This window comes from Bradyrhizobium sp. URHC0002 (assembly GCF_054059515.1).
Map to the genome: position 1 here is coordinate 3,438,979 of NZ_JBSSCF010000001.1, position 15,617 is coordinate 3,454,595.

The following is a 15,617-nucleotide window of genomic DNA, read 5'->3' on the forward strand; positions in this document are numbered from 1 at the left end:
CTGCGATGCATTTATAAGCAGCGGATTGTCGCTCGAACCGGGGAGATTTGCATGATTTCGATGTATTCGCAGATCGCACCCTCGCGTTCGATGCCCGTGCTGGATTTTCGGTCACTTAGCTGACCGCAATCACCGCCAGCCCTGATCGGGCCTGACGTCCCGATCTTCAAGCTTCCCAACGACTTATCGATATTTTTCCAACGACGCGTGCGTTCGGCCTCTGGCCTCCGGCGCGTCCATTCAGATGGAGGCGGCGTTTGCGTGAGCGCAGCCGGGTGACGCCATGACCGCTCTTAAAGACAAGCGTCCCGCCGCGATACGCGTGGTGATCCCGTTCGTGTTCCGCCACTGGCTGCAACAGCCCGGCCGCGCCGCCGTCGTTGCCGGCGGCCTGCTCGGCGCGACCGCGGCCGACCTGTTCATGCCGATCTTCTCCGGCCGTCTGGTCGATGCGCTAACCTTGGGCGCTTCGGACGCAGCGGCGCGGCATGCCGCGTTCGTTGCCTTCGGCGGGATCGTGGCGCTCGGCCTCATGTCGATGATTCTGCGGCTGACCGGCCTGCAGGCGATCGTGCCGTTCACGCTGAAGACGATGTCCGACGTGTCGCGCGAGGCTTTCGCGCGCGTCCAGCGCTTCTCGACCGACTGGCACGCCAACAGCTTTGCAGGATCGACCGTGCGCAAGGTCACGCGCGGCATGTGGGCGCTCGACCTGCTCAACGACACCATCCTGATGGCGCTGGCGCCGTCGCTCCTGGTGCTGCTGGGCTCGATGATCCTGCTCGGGCTGCACTGGCCGGTGCTCGGCGCGGTGATCGCGGTCGGCACGGTGATCTATGTGTCGATGACGCTGGCGTTCTCGGTGAACTACATCGCGCCGGCCGCGCGCGTATCCAATGCCTGGGACACCAAGGTTGGCGGCACGCTGGCGGACGCCCTGACCTGCAACGCGGTTGTGAAATCCTTTGGCGCGGAAGCGCGCGAGGATGCGCGGCTGGCCGGCGTCATCGGCCGGTGGCGCATACGCGTGCGGCGGACGTGGTACCGTTACAACTACACCTCGACGGCGCAGCTCGTCGTGTTGCTGTGCTTTCGCGCGTCGGTGATCGGCGGCGCAATCCTGCTGTGGATCGCGGGCCGCGCCACGCCGGGCGACGTCACCTATGTGCTGACCAGCTACTACATCATCCATGCGTACCTGCGCGACGTCGGCATGCATATCAACAACCTGCAGCGTTCGGTCAACGACATGGAGGAGCTGGTCGCGATCCATGGCGAGCCGATCGGCATTGCCGATGCATCCGATGCAAAACCGATCGACATCCAGGGTGGCCGCATCGCGTTCGAGGACGTGACGTTCCATTACGGCGGCCATCCCGCGCCGCTGTACGACGGCCTGTCGATGGAAATCCGCGCCGGCGAGCGGGTCGGCCTGGTCGGGCGTTCCGGCTCCGGCAAAACCACCTTCGTCAAGCTGGTGCAGCGGCTCTACGACGTCAGTGGCGGCAAGATCCTGATCGACGGTCAGGACATCGCGAAGGCGACGCAGCATTCGCTGCGCAGCCAGATCGCGATCGTGCAGCAGGATCCGATCCTGTTTCACCGCACGCTGGCCGAGAACATTGCCTATGGCCGACCCGGCGCCAGCATGGCGGCGATCGAGCAGGCGGCGCGGCTCGCCAACGCGCATGACTTCATCCTGCGGCTGCCGAAAGGCTACGGCACGCTGGTCGGCGAACGCGGCGTCAAGCTGTCGGGCGGCGAGCGGCAGCGCGTCGCGCTGGCGCGCGCGTTCCTGGCGGACGCGCCGGTGCTGATCCTGGACGAGGCGACCTCGAGCCTCGATTCGGAATCGGAAGGCCTGATCCAGCAGGCGATGGAGCGGCTGATGAAGGGACGCACCTCGATCGTGATCGCGCACCGGCTGTCGACGGTGCGCAGCCTCGATCGCATCCTGGTGTTCGATCGCGGCGAGATCGTCGAGCAGGGCACCCATGCGGCGCTGACGGCGCGTCCGGGCGGCGTCTATCGCGGGCTGTTCGAACTGCAGGCCACCGAGTTCGGCCGCGTCTCGGCGGCGGAGTGAGGTGCGTTTTTGCAGTCCCGCTCGGTGTCGGAATGTGCTTCCGATTATTCTTCTCTATCAAAACGGTAAGGCCCGTCCCGGCCGGGCCTACCCCGAAATGGTCTATTCGCGCTGGGTGCGATCCTTGGCAGAATTGGGCGCGATGAATGCGGCAGCATTTGCCTCCAAGCTGTTTTCTTTATCTTATTTCAGGTGACGACGATGATCGACGATAAGGTCGCCCGCTTGCGCGCGCATAATAGCAACATCAACCGATATCGACGACTGCTTGAGACCGATCTTTCGGACCTTGAGCGTGGGTTTATCGAGAAGCGCTTGAATGAGGAAAGCTCGGCTGTGAAAAGCTTGGCCAATCACCTATCGCCCGGCGGCTGGGACTGAATGTAACGCCAACAGAAGATCACTCTCGGGAAATGCGGCAGTCCGGCCTTCGCCGGCTGCTGATCTATTTCGGCGATGTATGTTGGTGCGATGATCGTAGATCGTAGTACCGGACAAACTTCGTCCAAGGGTCCTTACAAGGGTCCTTATCGGCTTCGCGGTTACCGTTCATCGCGGACGACGCTATAGGCGCCTGCGATGCTGGTCAACGAAAGCGCTGCCCGTGCGTCCTCGATATAACTGTCCCAGAACTTTTCCGGCAGGTCGCCGCTTCGCCATGCACGTTTTGCGGCGAAGGTCGTTTGATCCGAAAGTCTTGATTGCTGCGACTCGTAAATGCGACGTCCAGCTTCCTCGACAATACGGTCGCTGAGCCATTTACTCACGAAAACCTCGCAGTTCTCGTCGCTGAATAATCGTGAAGTGTTTCGCGAAGCTGGCGGCCACGGCAAGGGGACTAAGGGGGTACTTCCTTAGGATAGGCCGCATCCTCGCCCGGCAGCGAAGGAGCGAAGAAAAATCTCTTCTCATCTTGGTGATCGATTTCTAGGGCTAGGAAATGTTGCGCCTGCTTTGACGTAACGGCAAAAATGAGTGTGACGCCATCAACCTCTTGCAACAACTTCGCAGGCACCTCGTCGAGATAATACCAGCCCATTGCTAACCAAGAACTACGTGCTCTCGCTTTATCTCGTCGTAATCGTCGCCCCAAAACAGCGCAGGCACCATAGATCGACTGGTAGAGGCTGTGGCAATTGTCGCTAGCTCAACGAGCTTCGCGGCAGCTCGCTTACTCAGCCGGAAGTTGGCTGGGATATATTCGGCGTTCTGCATGTCTTATTAGCTGGGTTATCGCGTGGCTGCGCTTGAGTGCTTGCTGTCCTTTGAAAGAACGGGACCAGCTTCTCGAAAATCTCCGCCCGATGCCGCTTGATCTCCCAAGTCAGAGCATCATCGAAGCCTCGCGCATGGGTATGAATGGTATCTCGGTCGGCTGATACTTTGGTGGGAGCGCCATTGATCATGATCCACCCGCTAAGCTCGGTTCCGTTCCACTCGATGGCATTTAGGCGATCGACTGACATGCCTGCTCCAGTTGGTTCGGTCATCGCGCGAATAGCTGGGAGCCTGTAAAAAAAACCGCCGCTGGCGCTGGGTCAGCGACGGCTTCTCCCAGTACGAAACCACATTCTGCGTCACCTATGCGGTCCCGTCCCAAGACCACCAGATCCCAAGACCACCAGATCTCAAGACCACCAGAAAACGGCGTGAACTGTAATTCCGCGATTTGCGTACAGGGTGGGATATTGCGAGGTAGCCCATCCTCATCGCGTGCCGACCAGGCGAGGGCTGTTGGCACGTTTCGGACCTGACAGGCCCGGCTGTCGACGTCTGTTCTTTAGGCCGTCGGGGACCTTTTGACGGATACCTTTGTAGCCTCGCCTCTCAAAAATCTTGGGCGCCGCCATCGCTGGATATTCGAAACCGGCGTTCAATATCGTTCATCGTACAGCCGCCCTTCTGCGTGAAAAGTTTTTCCAGTTTTTCGTGAAGGGCGTTCGGCTTGCGGGTGCGCTTGACCTTAACGACGACAGGCTCGGGGAGTTGGTTGATTTCCCGGCTGACATTTCGATCTTCTGTGCGCTCAGCGGTAAGTGATGCAGCTGGATAGCAGAGTGCGAAAGTGGTGTGGTTGGCGACAGGAAACGTCGCGCGGCCTGGCGAAGAAGGAGGGCCTCTGGCGGGGATAAAAGCGGATTTATCCGGTCAACATCCAGCTAAGATATTGATTTCACCGACAATAAAGCCGGAATATGCTTCCCATACTGAGAGGACTTGCGCGATGCGCTGGTATCACAGGGAACGACAGCCGGAAGTCTGGGAAGTTGTCGACGATCAGCCGTTGGGCGATATCGGTGCGGCCCACAGGATCCGTGATATCTGTGCTTCCGCCGGGACCATTGCGGATAGGCTGGCGGCGGCCGGCGGGCGCGATGCCGAGAAGCAGCAAGCCGCCGACGCCGAGCGATACCAGGCCGCCATCAAGCGCGCGCTCGAAATTGCGATGCAGATCTCCGACGATTCGATGCGTGACGTTTCAGTGAGCCAGATCATCAAGCTGTGCGTGCAGGTGGATCATCTGAAAACCGCGAGGGTCCTGCTTCGCACAATACGGTCGGAAAAGATGAGGGCAGAATTGGTGGCCGATCACCCGAAGCTGATCGATCAGGATGCCGCCAACTGAGGCGGCTCGCGATCCTGCTTCGATGGCGCCGACGCGGGCTCGGACGGGGCGGCCTTGAACGGCAAGGTATGGCGCGCGTGCGCGTCGAGATCGCGACCGTCACCACGACGGCGGCGGCGAACAGCAGGATTTGCAGCGTGATGGTCTCGTCGTTGAAGACCGAAGCGAGCGCAAAGGTGACGAAGGGTTGCAGCAACTGGATCTGCGATACCCGCGCGATGCCGCCCATCGCCAGCCCCGCGTTCCAGGCGAAGAACCCGATCCATTGCGAGAACAGCGCGACATAGAGCAGCCCGAGCCATGGCTTCAGCGCGATGTGGCTGATGTCGGCAGGCATGGTCAGCGCGGCCGCGGGGATCGAGAGCGGCAGTGCGATGACCAGCACCCAGCTTATCACCTCCCAGCCCGGCATCTGCGACGTGAGCCGGCCGGAGAACGCATAACCGATCGCAGCGACGGCAACGGAGGCGAACAGAAACAGGTCACCGGCCGCGAGCGTACCGCCGCCTTGACGCAAGGCAAACGTGATCACCAGCGCGGCGCCGGCGACGGAGGCGATCCAGAACAGCGGCCTCGGCCGCTCATGGGTGATGGCGACGGCAACCAGCGCGGTGGCGATCGGCAGCACGCCCAGCACCACGCCGCCGTGCGAAGCGTCGACCCGTTGCATACCGAGCGACATCAGAAGCGGAAACAGGATGGCGACGCAGAGCATGGCGATCACGAGTTGCGGCCACAGCGCGCGGGGCGGCAGCTTGCGGCGCAACACCAGGAGGAGCGCCAGCGAGCACAGCCCGGCGATCGCGGTGCGCAGCGCGGTCAGTGCAATCGGATCAATTTCCGCAACCGCGATCCGCGTCGCCGGCAGCGTGCCGCCGAAGATCGTCATGCCGACGAAACCCAGCAGCAGACCGAGACGTTCGCGCGACGAAGGAGATCTCATGACCCGATTGGTTAGCTGCTTTGCTGCTCTCGGTACAGCAATCTACTCGGAGCACATGGCGGCCATGCGCCGTTACCTCGGAGCAATGCTGCTCCACACCAATCCGACGCCTGACAGAAACAGCAGCGCCAGCACGACGTCGTAGAAATTCCGGTCGTTCAGGGCGTGGTAGGTGCGCATGCCGAGGCGGGCGCCGATCAGCGTGCCGGGCATCGCCAGCAGCGCCAGCAGCAGGACGTTCAGCTTCACGAAACCGGTCGCGCTCTGCAGGATCAGCGCGGCGCCGAGCACGGTGCCGTTGAAGATCTGGAAGACGCCGCGGCGCTGGTCCTTGGTCCATCCGCGTATGCTGGCCCACAGGGTCGGCAGCGGGCCCGACAGTCCGGCAAGGCCGCCAAGAATGCCGCCGGCAAATCCAACGCAGGCGTCGGCGATGCGGCCGCCGAAGCGAAAGGCCATCGGCTTGCGGATGAAATAGAGCGCGGCCGGAAACCCCAGCAGCATCACGCCGACGCTGAGCTTGAAAACCTGCGGGTCGGCGCGCGCGACCAAGAGCGCGCCGATCGGCATGCCGGCGAGCCCGCCAGCCACGAAGGGCAAGGCCAGCTTGAAGTCGAGCAGCTTCCACATCGACGGCAAGGTCGAGATCTGCGAACTGACCGAGCAGATCAGCACCAGCGGCACGGCAATCGCGGGCGGCAGGATGTAAAGCCAGATCCCCAGCGCCATCAGCGCCGTGCCGAAACCGGCAAGTCCGGACACGAAACCGCCTGCAAGCGCGCCGGCAAGCAAAATCGCGTAGGTGGCCAAGTCCATCACGGTCTCTTGTGCTTCATCATTGCGGCGACGTTTACACGACGCGGCGGACAGGTACTATCGCAATTGAAGCCTTCAACAATAACCTGATGGAAACGACCCGATGAGCGCAACTCCCTCGAAAACCTTTCTTGTATGTCACGGCGCGTGGTCGGCAGGCTGGGCGTGGAAGAAGATGCATCCGCTGATGCAGGCGGCCGGGCACCGGCTCGTCACCCCGACCTATACGGGTCTCGGCGAGCGTGCGCACCTGGCCAACCTTTCGATCGATCTCGATTCACACATTGAGGATGTGTTGAACGTCATCAAGTACGAGGATCTTCGCGACATCGTGCTGGTCGGTCACAGCTATGGCGGCATGGTCGCTACCGGCGTCGCCGACCGCGCCCGCGACAAGGTCAAGCAGTTGATCTATGTCGACGCCTTCGTGCCCGGCGACGGCCAGTCGTTGCTGGATCTGAACCAGGCGGCGGTGCTGCGGATGCAGGAACTGGCAAAGTCCGGCAGCTGGCGCGTGCCACCGAACCCGACGCCGCCGGACACCTCGCCTGCCGATGTCGAATGGCTGACGACGCGTCGCGTCGACATGCCGATCAAATGTTTCGAGACCAGGCTGAAGCTGACGGGCGGGCCGCTGACGCTGCCGCGAAGCTACATCTACGCCACCCGCATCACGCCGGCCGATACGTTCGGGCCGTTCGCGCGAATGACGAAGGACGATCCGGCCTGGAGCTATCACGAGATCGACGCCAGCCATTCGCCGAACGTCACCGCGCCGGAGGCGTTGATGGCGTTACTGCAGAAGATCGCTGCCTGAGGTTGCGGTCGCCCGGCAGCACCGAACCCCGCATAAATCATTGGTGTTTAGGCGTTCGCAGGCCCACCTACGCCGTGACCGATTGTGCAGTTGGTTTTGTCGTCAGTTGCTTTTGGCGCGATGTCGGCACATCGACGCTGTTGGAAAATTGTAGTTCCCGATGGTCAATTTTGACCAGCCTTTCCTCTTCGGAGAGCACACATTTTGCCCATCACCGCACAGTCCTTGGCGTTTATCGGTGACTGAGAGACCAATCGCGCTCCCGCCATTGCACTGAGTGGAGCCGCGCCATGCAAAGACGCCGTTTCAAAAACACCCTGACGTTTCCTGATCGGTTGGAAAAGGAAGCCGAGCGCTTACGACAGGAAGCGGAGACCAAACCGCCGGGCCAGGAAAGGGACGACCTGCTAATAAAGGCCCGTCAGGCCGAGACCGCTGTTCACATAGATGAATGGATATCCTCGCCCGGCCTGAAAGGTCCGACCCCTTGATCTTGATCAAGAGCCACCTTTGGCTCTCAGCCAACCGTGAGGCCATGACCGACGAAAAACCGCACCCGTCGCGTACCGACTCGGCCAAGCAAGTCGTTGAGGAATACGCCAGCGACCTGAGAGAGATTATCAAGAAGCTCCGCAAGCTCCTGAATTGAGGGGCCGTGCGTTAAGTTCACTGTGCACATGCAGCATGGGTGCCCGAATTTGCCGCAGCACCTTTTCGGCAACCAATCAGTTTCCCGAACATTATATCGCATCACCGGCCAAGGCTTTGTCCGTAGGCGTCGGTGGCTGAGAGACCGATTGCGCTCCCGCCTGCACAGCGAGGGAGCGTGTCGTGGTCGAACAACCCAGTCTCGATTCGTATTCCATCCCAGCACGTATCTGCCTTGGCGTTGCGATCTTCGGGGCGGCGGTGCTTGCAATGGCAGTGCTTAGGATTTGGTAAGTCCCTTGAACGAACTGGCTCGCAACAAGCCTTCCGACGTGATGTCGCGGTATTCGACGTCGGCGACGAAGGTTGGCTCGACCCATGACGCCAGTAACTTGTCACCGATGCTGGGTGTGGTTTCCGCTCGACCGAATGTGGGCTGAACGACGGGTTCACAACGTGTTCATCCGCCAATCCTTAACAGACGCTTGGGAGGCGCTGACCGGGAGGGTGGACGCATGTCGAATGCCCAAGACGGCTTCGATGCCATTGGAGTTGTGGTCGATTGGATCGACGCCTGTAAGCAGCGTCGGCTCGATGATTTGCTAAATCTTTATGATGCCACGGCTACCGTGGAATGCTGCGAAGGCGGAAGCTTTCATGGTCGATCCGAAATGGAAAGATACTGGCGCCCGAGGTTGGCCAGAGCGGTCACCGGTGCTTTTGAGATCGATGCGCTGTTCCCAGAAGCAGATAGCGTGACGCTCGATTATCGAGGGTACGACGGCGTGCCGGTGCGGACGCATTTCCGTTTCACAAGCACGGGGAAAATCAGTCTCACCGCCTGTGAGCCGATTAGAGCGGCCGCCTAAAGGGGATGGGCACCGTCCCCCAAGGGGCCTCCCCATGGTCTAGGCACCCTCGGCACTGGCGAAGCTGCCGGCAACCGTCCGCTTTCATCGTCCCTCATCTACCAGACAGACGCACCAATAAAGGAGCGCACTACTACTCGGCGTTTTTCCCGGATCTCTTCTGCTTGCTAATCATTCGTGAACGGCACAAACGAAGTCTCTAACATTTGTATAGGAACACGGCTCGCGCAGTTGCTTTAAGTGCTACATGCATGACCCGATCAAAGAGCCGAAGTACTGGCAGCAACGAGCAGCGGCGACCCGCGCTAAAGCGAAGCAATTAAGCTTCACCCCCCGGGAAATGCTGCGGATGCTGCGGGTCGCTGAGGAGTACGACAAGTTAGCTGATCGTTGTGCGAAGTGGCAGGGCAATCCGCAATCGCTCAGCGCAGAGCCACGTGGACAGTAGGTACGAGTCTCAGGTTGTGGTGGGTTTTTGGCACCAACTGTACTGGCAAACCCGTCCAAGGTTGTGATTTGCTATGGATGCGCGCCCGCCGGTTCCAGCCCCTTCCAGATGTCGGCGGAGCACGCGGTCCCGGCGTAGCGATATGTCTGCGCCGGGGCCCCAACCTTGTTGCCACCGATCGCCCGCCGCTCGGGTGATCTGTAAATATAGATTTTTAGCATCGCGATATCGCTCGGCCTTGGTCAGCTTCTTGATGCCCTTGACGGTGAGCGCCATGTCCATCCGCCCGATATCGACCCCTGACCTGACACCTGTTTGGGATCGATTTGCGGCCGGGGCGGACTGCCCCATTATCGGGCCATATCGGGAGAAATAATCCAAGAAACCACTGCGCTGCAGGGATTTCTTGGATTTTGGGCAGGGCCTGTCGGGGATGGTCCGGGGCAGTCCGGGAGATAAGCCTCCGGATTGACTCTCTGCCGTACGCCCAACAAGCTGGGAAACCGGTGGTCGACGTCGATCGCGGAGGGCGGGTCATGACAGCCAGGACGACGGCAGTCGTTGAGACGTGGTCGACCGGTTTGGTCGAGCCGGAACGGCGCCTGGATTATTGGATCGGCGCCGTCTGCGAATGTTTTCTCGAAATGGACATCACGACGCAGGTTCGGTCGGGCTTCGACTGCTCCGTTCAGCGTGGGCAACTCGACACCATCGGCATCAACCGCGTGCAGGGATCGGCGCAGCACGTCTACCGCCGCAAGGCCAGCGTCGCGCGCAGCACGGCGAACTACTATTACCTGCTATGCAAGACCGACAACGACTGGACAGTGATGCAGAACGGCCACGCGTCGCGGATGCGGCCGATGGATCTCGTGCTGCTGGATTCCCGGCGCAGCTATGAATTCAACTTTCCGGTGAACGCGGACACGCTGTCGCTGGAGCTGCCGATCCACTGGGTCGAATCGTGGATATCAGATCCCGAGCGGCGCATTGGGCAGCGCATCGACGGGCGCGCCGGCTGGGGCGCGGCGCTCAGCGCATTTGCCTGCCAGCTAACTCCTGAGCTCGCCACGAACCTGCCGCTGCCGGCGCGGGTCCTCACCGACCAGCTCGGCGCGCTGCTGGCGCTTGGATTCGGCAGCGAGATTCCGGCCACGCCCGCCGAGCAGCGCGATGCCGCGAAGCTCCTGGACCAGATCGGCCGTGTCATAAGGCTGCGCTACGCCGAGCCGGGATTGACGGCTGTGGCGGTCGCGGAAGATTTGCGTGTCTCGGAGCGGACCTTGCACCGCTGCCTCAACAAAGCGGGCCTGACGTTCAGCGGTCTGCTCAACGATTGCCGGATGGCGGCGGCGCGCAGGATGCTGAGCGAGCCGCGGTTCGACCGCATCAGCGTCGGCGGCATCGGGCTGCGGGTCGGTCTGTCCGATCCCTCCCACTTCATCCGTCAATGCCGCAGGCATCTCGGCATGACGCCGGGCGCGTTCCGGCGGCAACGCTGACAGGTTGTTTTAGCGCCCCTTGGCGCAATCCGGCGATGACGCTGGCCGGATCCGGCCATCGGGCCCGAGACGCGGTCTCTATCAAGGTTCGGCTTTTCAAAATCGAGGGGAGACGGAAATGGCAGACACTTACGTACTGGTTCACGGCGCGTGGCACACCGGCGCCGAAATGGAAGCGGTCGCCGGACATCTGCGAAAGAGCGGCCACGTCGTGCATTGCCCGACGATCGCTGGCAACAACAAGGACGACGATCGCGAGAAGACTGGCCTCGAGCAGGCGATCTCGTCGATCGTTACCTACATCGAAGCGAACAATCTGCGCGACATCCGCCTGGTCGGCCACTCCTATGGCGGCATGGTGATCTCGGGCGTCGCCGACCGCCTGACGGACCGGATCAAGCGGCTCGTCTATGTCAACGCCTTTGTGCCGCTGGACGGGCAGTGTCTCAACGACATGGTGCCGCCGCACTATGTCGGGCTGTTCGACGCAGTGGCCGGCGCCAACAAGGGCGCCGTGATGCTGCCGTTCGAAATCTGGCGCGATGCCTTCATCAACGACGCCGACCTCGAACTGGCAAAATCCGCCTTCGCCAAACTCAACCTGCATCCGTACAAGACATTCACCGACAAGATCACGCTGAAGCATGCGCTGGCGGAACTGCCGGTCGGCAAATCCTACGTCAATTGCCGGCAGGACATCGCCCTGCCGCACGGCATGCCGTGGCATCCGCGGCTGTCGGAGCGGCTGGGGCTGTTCCGGCTGATCGAATGCGACGGCAGCCACGAGATGTTCTTCAGCAATCCGGCACGGCTGGCGCAGGCGATCGGAGAGGCCGGGCGCGACTGAGATCGTCGCGCGCACCAGCACTGTCCACAAAATGGCGAGGGGTCCGGCGTGTTCGCGCCGAACCCCTCATTCTCAGCAAGACGCGTTTTCTTCGAAAACGCTTTCGCTCAAGATATCAGCCAGCCTGTAAGCCGGGTTCTGTAGGGCACCATTCTTGCGAATGATACGTGACGGCCATTCCTCTGGGGCCATGGTTGCACATGGCCTCGAGCAACCTACCCGGACGGCGAGCCTGACATCGCCCTGCGGTGTTATCACCCGAAAGCGAACTTACCGCGTTGCCGTCCCTATTCGGTTTTGCTCCCGGTGTGGTTTGCCATGCCGTTTCCGTTGCCGGATACGCGGTGCGCTCTTACCGCACCTTTTCACCCTTGCTCCGTCCGGAGACGAAGCGGTTCGTTCTCTGTGGCACTTTCCCTGGGGTTGCCCCCGCCGGACGTTATCCGGCACCGTATGTCGATGGAGCCCGGACTTTCCTCCCCCGCAGCCTTTCGACCATAGCGGGAGCGGCCGTCCGGCCGACTGACGCCCTACGCATGCGGATTTCGGTGCGTCGCGTCAAGGGACCGAGATGGTTAATTCCGGTGCGGGGCACAATTTTGACATCGGCATAGCGGCGGCATTTGATATCGAAATTGTCGATTGAAGGTTTTGCGCGCCATGGATACCGAGCTGGCTCGAACGTTCCTGACCGTGGTTACCGCGGGCAATTTCATCGCCGCAGCGGAGCGTCTCCATGTCAGCCAATCGACGGTCAGTACGCGCATTCATACGCTCGAGGAACAACTGGGTTGCACGCTGTTCGTTCGCAACAAGGCCGGTGCCACGCTCACGCCGGCGGGCCGGCAATTTCAACGTCATGCCTCGGCGCTGGTGCGGACGGTCGAGCAGGCACGCCATGACGTCGGCATTCCCAAAGGCTTCAGCGGAACACTGGTCGTTGGCGGCCGCATCGGCCTGTGGGAGGAGTTTCTGTTGCGATGGTTGCCGCTGATGCAGGCGGCCAATCCGGAAATCATGATTCGGGCCGAAAGCGCGCTCGAGCCGGAAATCATGCAGGGACTGGTGGAAGGACGGATCGATGTCGGCGTGATGTACACACCGCAAAGCCGCCCTGGCCTTAAGGTCGAGCTGTTGTTCGAGGAGCAGCTCATTCTTGTGTCGACTGATCCGAAAAGCGGGCCCGAGCCGCAACCTGGTTATGTCTACGTTGATTGGGGGCCGGAATTCTATGCCCGCCACAGTGCTTTCTTCCCGCATTTCACGGGTCCGTCGCTGACGGCCAATATCGGCTGGCTCGGATTGCAACACGTGTTGGACAATGGCGGCTCCGGCTTCTTTGCACTGCGGATCGTGGAACCGCTATTGAAGACGAGGCGGCTTCATGCGGTTACCGGCGCACCGGAATTTTCGATGCCGGCCTACGTCGTTTATCCGCTCGACCGGCAGGACGATCACGTGTCGAGCGCCATCGAACTCATGCACCGGATGGCCGATGGGCAGGCAAGGCAAGCCGCGGAAACGCCATCAATGAAACGTGGCGCGCGCAAGGGACGTTGATCGGCGCCATTTTCGTATCGGCCTTGCCGATCGCAGCAATCGCCATTCTTCGCTTGTCAACGCGGTTGCGGGGTTCAGACCGACGTCGTGGAATCGAGCAGGGATTACGGATGAATATTCCTCCCGGACTTGGCGATGCGCTATTGGACAGCGCCTCCGACGCGATTATTGCGACCGACCGTGATGGGCAAATTACGTTTTGGAACCCAGGGGCGGAGCGGATATTCGGCTTCACGGCCGAGGAAGCTATCGGCCGATCGCTCGACCTGATCATTCCCGAGAATTTACGCGCGCGTCACTGGAGCGGCTTTCGCCATACGATGGAGACGGGAACGAGCCGTTACGGTCACGGCGATCTGCTGTCGGTGCCTGGCCTGACCAAAGACGGCGGGCGGATCTCGGTCGAATTTACCATCGTGTTGCTGCACAGCGAGACGCAGGCCGTCGCCGGTACCGTGGCGGTCATGCGCGACGTCACAAAGCGCTTTGAGGAATTAAGAGAGTTGAAACGCCGGCTCGCGCAAGCCGGCGCTTCATCATGATCCGAACCGGTGCGACCGGTGGCCTATTGAAACAGCTTCATGGCATTGACGAGGGTCTGGGCCACTCCCGCAAGTAACGGGATGCCGGCGAAGCTCCAGGCCATAACCAGTTGCAGTGTTGTGGTTTGCGATGACGAAGGATTCTGCATGATTTTTCCTATGCGCCCGTGGGATTGCCTGACGCGGCGACGTCGGCGCTGATTTGGCCGGCGAGATGTTTCGGCTTCATCGACGCGGTGATGCGCGAGATCTGGTATGTGGCCCAACGGAACAACAGCTGCGAGAACGGCGTTTCCGCGTGTGATGGCTGCATGATTGCCCCCTTACGCGCGGCTGGGCGCGGCTTGCGCCAAATCGACATCCATTTCGGACTTCATGTGATGGCGCTTGTCGACCGCCTTGACGCAGAGATTGGCGATGAAGCCGACCACGAGCAGTCCGGCCATGATGTACATGGTGGTATTGTAGGCCTGCGCCTTCGGCACGCCATGCGTGACGTTGTATTCACGGATATAGTTGATCAGCACTGGTCCTGCGATGCCGGCGGCGGACCATGCCGTGAGCAGAATGCCGTGGATGGCGCCGACATAGCGGGTGCCGAACATGTCACGTAGGTAGGCGGGCACGGTGGAGAAGCCGCCGCCATACATGCTGACGATGATCAGGAAGCAGATCACGAACAGGACGACATTGCCGCTCGCGCCGGCATAAGGCACCGTCACGTAGAGCAGGAAGCCGAGCGTCATGTAGACGAAGTAGGTGTTCTTTCGTCCGATGAAGTCGGACAGCGAGGCCCAGCTGAACCGGCCGCCCATGTTGAACAGGCTCATCAGACCTACGAGGCCTGCGGCCGCCACCGCCGTGATGTGACCGGGGAACATTTCCTGGCTCATTGCGGAGGCCTGGCCGAGCACGCCGATGCCTGCGGTGGTATTGCAGAACAGCACGATCCAGATCAGCCAGAACTGCGGCGTCTTGACCGCCTGATAGACGAACACGTCATTGTTCGTCATCAGCTTGCTGGCGGTGGCGGGCGGAGCGTAACCCGCGGGTTTCCAGCCCGGTGCCGGCACACGCACGATCAGTGAGCCGACCATCATGAACACGAAATACACGCTTCCCAGCGTGATGAAGGTGGAGAGCACGCCGACGTCGGACGAGGTTGCAAACTTGCTCATCAGCCAAACCGACAGCGGCGAGGCGATCAATGCACCGCCACCGAAACCCATGATCGCCATGCCCGTGGCCATGCCGGGACGATCGGGAAACCACTTCATCAATGTCGAGACCGGCGAGATGTAACCGATGCCGAGCGCACAGCCTCCGACGACGCCGTAACCCAGATAGATGATCCAGAGATTATGCAGATAGACGCCGAGCGCCGAGATCAGGAACGCGCTGGCCCAGCATACGCCGGCGGTGAACATCGCCCGGCGGGGGCCACCTTCCTCGACCCAGCGTCCGAAGACCGCGGCAGACAGACCGAGAAAGACCATTGCGATCGAAAAGATCCAGCCGAGTTCGGTGAGCTTCCAGTCGGCAGGCGTCGACTCCGACACGCCAAGCAACCGGGTCATGGGCAGGTTGAATACGCTGAAGGCGTAGGCCTGTCCGATGCAGAGGTGCACGCACAGCGCCGCCGGCGGCACCATCCAGCGGCTATAGCCGGGTCGGGCGATGGTGTGTTCGCGATCCAGAAACGGCAGTAGGGTTCGTGAGGGTAGGCCAGAGCCGTCGAGTGTCGTCGTCATTCAGATTCCTCCAGCGCATCGCTTCAACTGATGGGACCGGGGAACCGCCACGATCGCGCGCGCGCTCAGGCTACGCACGAGGACGGTTTTGACAAACGAATAATATTGGCTGTTACTATCGATTAATCTGATATTACCGACAGCCGCTACGGGTTACGCACG

General features: G+C 61.1%; 20 protein-coding genes and 1 other RNA gene. 11 read left to right on the forward strand and 10 right to left on the reverse strand.

Going from position 1 to position 15,617, the window contains the following annotated elements; translation table 11 throughout:
- The first annotated feature begins 283 nt into the window (after positions 1–283).
- Positions 284–2,086, forward strand: a complete 1,803-nt coding sequence (locus tag ACVWVY_RS16675) for an ABC transporter ATP-binding protein (RefSeq protein WP_456627393.1) — start codon at positions 284–286, stop codon at positions 2,084–2,086.
- A 201-nt stretch (positions 2,087–2,287) separates the two neighbouring features.
- Positions 2,288–2,467 (forward strand): hypothetical protein, encoded by a 180-nt coding sequence (locus ACVWVY_RS16680; protein WP_456627394.1) that lies wholly within the window; start codon positions 2,288–2,290, stop codon positions 2,465–2,467.
- Positions 2,468–2,628: 161 nt separating this feature from the next.
- On the opposite strand, the gene ACVWVY_RS16685 is transcribed toward ACVWVY_RS16680, so the two are convergent.
- On the reverse strand, positions 2,629–2,853 hold the full coding sequence (locus ACVWVY_RS16685; protein ID WP_456627395.1) for a hypothetical protein: 225 nt from the start codon (positions 2,851–2,853) through the stop codon (positions 2,629–2,631).
- A gap of 71 nt (positions 2,854–2,924) precedes the next feature.
- On the reverse strand, positions 2,925–3,125 hold the full coding sequence (locus ACVWVY_RS16690; protein WP_456627396.1) for a hypothetical protein: 201 nt from the start codon (positions 3,123–3,125) through the stop codon (positions 2,925–2,927).
- Positions 3,126–3,922: 797 nt separating this feature from the next.
- On the opposite strand from ACVWVY_RS16690, the gene ACVWVY_RS16695 reads away from it, so the two are divergent.
- On the forward strand, positions 3,923–4,126 hold the full coding sequence (locus ACVWVY_RS16695; protein ID WP_456627397.1) for a hypothetical protein: 204 nt from the start codon (positions 3,923–3,925) through the stop codon (positions 4,124–4,126).
- A 455-nt stretch (positions 4,127–4,581) separates the two neighbouring features.
- On the opposite strand, the gene ACVWVY_RS16700 is transcribed toward ACVWVY_RS16695, so the two are convergent.
- Positions 4,582–5,655: a DMT family transporter gene (locus ACVWVY_RS16700; RefSeq protein ID WP_456627398.1), complete on the reverse strand. Its 1,074-nt coding sequence runs from the start codon at positions 5,653–5,655 to the stop codon at positions 4,582–4,584.
- Between the two features lie 72 nt (positions 5,656–5,727).
- A complete protein-coding gene (locus ACVWVY_RS16705) occupies positions 5,728–6,471 on the reverse strand; it encodes a sulfite exporter TauE/SafE family protein (protein WP_456627399.1) in 744 nt (247 codons plus the stop codon).
- Positions 6,472–6,574: 103 nt separating this feature from the next.
- Here ACVWVY_RS16705 and ACVWVY_RS16710 point away from each other — a divergent pair, with 103 nt between their 5' ends.
- Together ACVWVY_RS16710 and ACVWVY_RS16715 are read left to right on the forward strand one after the other, a co-directional pair.
- Positions 6,575–7,288 (forward strand): alpha/beta fold hydrolase, encoded by a 714-nt coding sequence (locus ACVWVY_RS16710; RefSeq protein ID WP_456627400.1) that lies wholly within the window; start codon positions 6,575–6,577, stop codon positions 7,286–7,288.
- Between the two features lie 290 nt (positions 7,289–7,578).
- Positions 7,579–7,779, forward strand: coding sequence for a hypothetical protein (locus ACVWVY_RS16715; protein WP_456627401.1), 201 nt, complete (start codon positions 7,579–7,581; stop codon positions 7,777–7,779).
- A gap of 437 nt (positions 7,780–8,216) precedes the next feature.
- Here ACVWVY_RS16715 and ACVWVY_RS16720 read toward each other — a convergent pair whose 3' ends face one another.
- Entirely contained in the window at positions 8,217–8,339 is a 123-nt protein-coding gene (locus tag ACVWVY_RS16720) for an ATP dependent DNA ligase (RefSeq protein WP_456632226.1), read from the reverse strand.
- Between the two features lie 112 nt (positions 8,340–8,451).
- On the opposite strand from ACVWVY_RS16720, the gene ACVWVY_RS16725 reads away from it, so the two are divergent.
- Positions 8,452–8,805, forward strand: a complete 354-nt coding sequence (locus tag ACVWVY_RS16725) for a nuclear transport factor 2 family protein (RefSeq protein WP_456627402.1) — start codon at positions 8,452–8,454, stop codon at positions 8,803–8,805.
- A gap of 247 nt (positions 8,806–9,052) precedes the next feature.
- Positions 9,053–9,253: a hypothetical protein gene (locus tag ACVWVY_RS16730; RefSeq protein WP_456627403.1), complete on the forward strand. Its 201-nt coding sequence runs from the start codon at positions 9,053–9,055 to the stop codon at positions 9,251–9,253.
- 9 nt (positions 9,254–9,262) lie between these two features.
- Here ACVWVY_RS16730 and ACVWVY_RS16735 read toward each other — a convergent pair whose 3' ends face one another.
- The gene (locus tag ACVWVY_RS16735; protein ID WP_456627404.1) at positions 9,263–9,529 is read right to left on the reverse strand and encodes a hypothetical protein; all 267 of its coding nucleotides are present in this window, start codon (positions 9,527–9,529) and stop codon (positions 9,263–9,265) included.
- A 260-nt stretch (positions 9,530–9,789) separates the two neighbouring features.
- On the opposite strand from ACVWVY_RS16735, the gene ACVWVY_RS16740 reads away from it, so the two are divergent.
- Positions 9,790–10,755 (forward strand): AraC family transcriptional regulator, encoded by a 966-nt coding sequence (locus ACVWVY_RS16740; protein ID WP_456627405.1) that lies wholly within the window; start codon positions 9,790–9,792, stop codon positions 10,753–10,755.
- A 118-nt stretch (positions 10,756–10,873) separates the two neighbouring features.
- Entirely contained in the window at positions 10,874–11,602 is a 729-nt protein-coding gene (locus ACVWVY_RS16745; protein WP_456627406.1) for an alpha/beta hydrolase, read from the forward strand.
- 111 nt (positions 11,603–11,713) lie between these two features.
- Here ACVWVY_RS16745 and rnpB read toward each other — a convergent pair.
- Positions 11,714–12,128: RNase P RNA component class A (gene rnpB / locus ACVWVY_RS16750), an RNA gene on the reverse strand.
- Positions 12,129–12,262: 134 nt separating this feature from the next.
- Between rnpB and ACVWVY_RS16755 the strand changes: the two genes are divergently transcribed.
- Together ACVWVY_RS16755 and ACVWVY_RS16760 are read left to right on the forward strand one after the other, a co-directional pair.
- Positions 12,263–13,162: a LysR family transcriptional regulator gene (locus tag ACVWVY_RS16755; protein ID WP_456627407.1), complete on the forward strand. Its 900-nt coding sequence runs from the start codon at positions 12,263–12,265 to the stop codon at positions 13,160–13,162.
- 110 nt (positions 13,163–13,272) lie between these two features.
- Positions 13,273–13,704: a PAS domain-containing protein gene (locus ACVWVY_RS16760; RefSeq protein ID WP_456632227.1), complete on the forward strand. Its 432-nt coding sequence runs from the start codon at positions 13,273–13,275 to the stop codon at positions 13,702–13,704.
- 23 nt (positions 13,705–13,727) lie between these two features.
- Here ACVWVY_RS16760 and ACVWVY_RS16765 read toward each other — a convergent pair whose 3' ends face one another.
- The 3 genes from ACVWVY_RS16765 to ACVWVY_RS16775 are packed head-to-tail and all read right to left on the reverse strand — an operon-like array spanning position 13,728 to position 15,455.
- The gene (locus ACVWVY_RS16765; RefSeq protein WP_456627408.1) at positions 13,728–13,853 is read right to left on the reverse strand and encodes an MFS transporter small subunit; all 126 of its coding nucleotides are present in this window, start codon (positions 13,851–13,853) and stop codon (positions 13,728–13,730) included.
- A gap of 8 nt (positions 13,854–13,861) precedes the next feature.
- Positions 13,862–14,017: a hypothetical protein gene (locus ACVWVY_RS16770; RefSeq protein ID WP_456627409.1), complete on the reverse strand. Its 156-nt coding sequence runs from the start codon at positions 14,015–14,017 to the stop codon at positions 13,862–13,864.
- Between the two features lie 10 nt (positions 14,018–14,027).
- Complete coding sequence (locus ACVWVY_RS16775) at positions 14,028–15,455, reverse strand: L-lactate MFS transporter (RefSeq protein WP_456627410.1); 1,428 nt, start codon at positions 15,453–15,455, stop codon at positions 14,028–14,030.
- Positions 15,456–15,617: the final 162 nt, after the last annotated feature.

What these genes read in the sequence shown, in the direction of transcription:
- ACVWVY_RS16675 (WP_456627393.1), top strand. Translation starts at nt 284, where the DNA reads ATGACCGCTCTTAAAGACAAGCGTCCCGCCGCGATACGCGTGGTGATC.
- ACVWVY_RS16680 (WP_456627394.1), top strand. Translation starts at nt 2,288, where the DNA reads ATGATCGACGATAAGGTCGCCCGCTTGCGCGCGCATAATAGCAACATC.
- ACVWVY_RS16690 (WP_456627396.1), bottom strand. Translation starts at nt 3,125, where the DNA reads ATGGGCTGGTATTATCTCGACGAGGTGCCTGCGAAGTTGTTGCAAGAG.
- ACVWVY_RS16700 (WP_456627398.1), bottom strand. Translation starts at nt 5,655, where the DNA reads ATGAGATCTCCTTCGTCGCGCGAACGTCTCGGTCTGCTGCTGGGTTTC.
- ACVWVY_RS16705 (WP_456627399.1), bottom strand. Translation starts at nt 6,471, where the DNA reads ATGGACTTGGCCACCTACGCGATTTTGCTTGCCGGCGCGCTTGCAGGC.
- ACVWVY_RS16710 (WP_456627400.1), top strand. Translation starts at nt 6,575, where the DNA reads ATGAGCGCAACTCCCTCGAAAACCTTTCTTGTATGTCACGGCGCGTGG.
- ACVWVY_RS16715 (WP_456627401.1), top strand. Translation starts at nt 7,579, where the DNA reads ATGCAAAGACGCCGTTTCAAAAACACCCTGACGTTTCCTGATCGGTTG.
- ACVWVY_RS16725 (WP_456627402.1), top strand. Translation starts at nt 8,452, where the DNA reads ATGTCGAATGCCCAAGACGGCTTCGATGCCATTGGAGTTGTGGTCGAT.
- ACVWVY_RS16730 (WP_456627403.1), top strand. Translation starts at nt 9,053, where the DNA reads ATGCATGACCCGATCAAAGAGCCGAAGTACTGGCAGCAACGAGCAGCG.
- ACVWVY_RS16735 (WP_456627404.1), bottom strand. Translation starts at nt 9,529, where the DNA reads ATGGCGCTCACCGTCAAGGGCATCAAGAAGCTGACCAAGGCCGAGCGA.
- ACVWVY_RS16740 (WP_456627405.1), top strand. Translation starts at nt 9,790, where the DNA reads ATGACAGCCAGGACGACGGCAGTCGTTGAGACGTGGTCGACCGGTTTG.
- ACVWVY_RS16745 (WP_456627406.1), top strand. Translation starts at nt 10,874, where the DNA reads ATGGCAGACACTTACGTACTGGTTCACGGCGCGTGGCACACCGGCGCC.
- ACVWVY_RS16755 (WP_456627407.1), top strand. Translation starts at nt 12,263, where the DNA reads ATGGATACCGAGCTGGCTCGAACGTTCCTGACCGTGGTTACCGCGGGC.
- ACVWVY_RS16760 (WP_456632227.1), top strand. Translation starts at nt 13,273, where the DNA reads ATGAATATTCCTCCCGGACTTGGCGATGCGCTATTGGACAGCGCCTCC.
- ACVWVY_RS16765 (WP_456627408.1), bottom strand. Translation starts at nt 13,853, where the DNA reads ATGCAGAATCCTTCGTCATCGCAAACCACAACACTGCAACTGGTTATG.
- ACVWVY_RS16770 (WP_456627409.1), bottom strand. Translation starts at nt 14,017, where the DNA reads ATGCAGCCATCACACGCGGAAACGCCGTTCTCGCAGCTGTTGTTCCGT.
- ACVWVY_RS16775 (WP_456627410.1), bottom strand. Translation starts at nt 15,455, where the DNA reads ATGACGACGACACTCGACGGCTCTGGCCTACCCTCACGAACCCTACTG.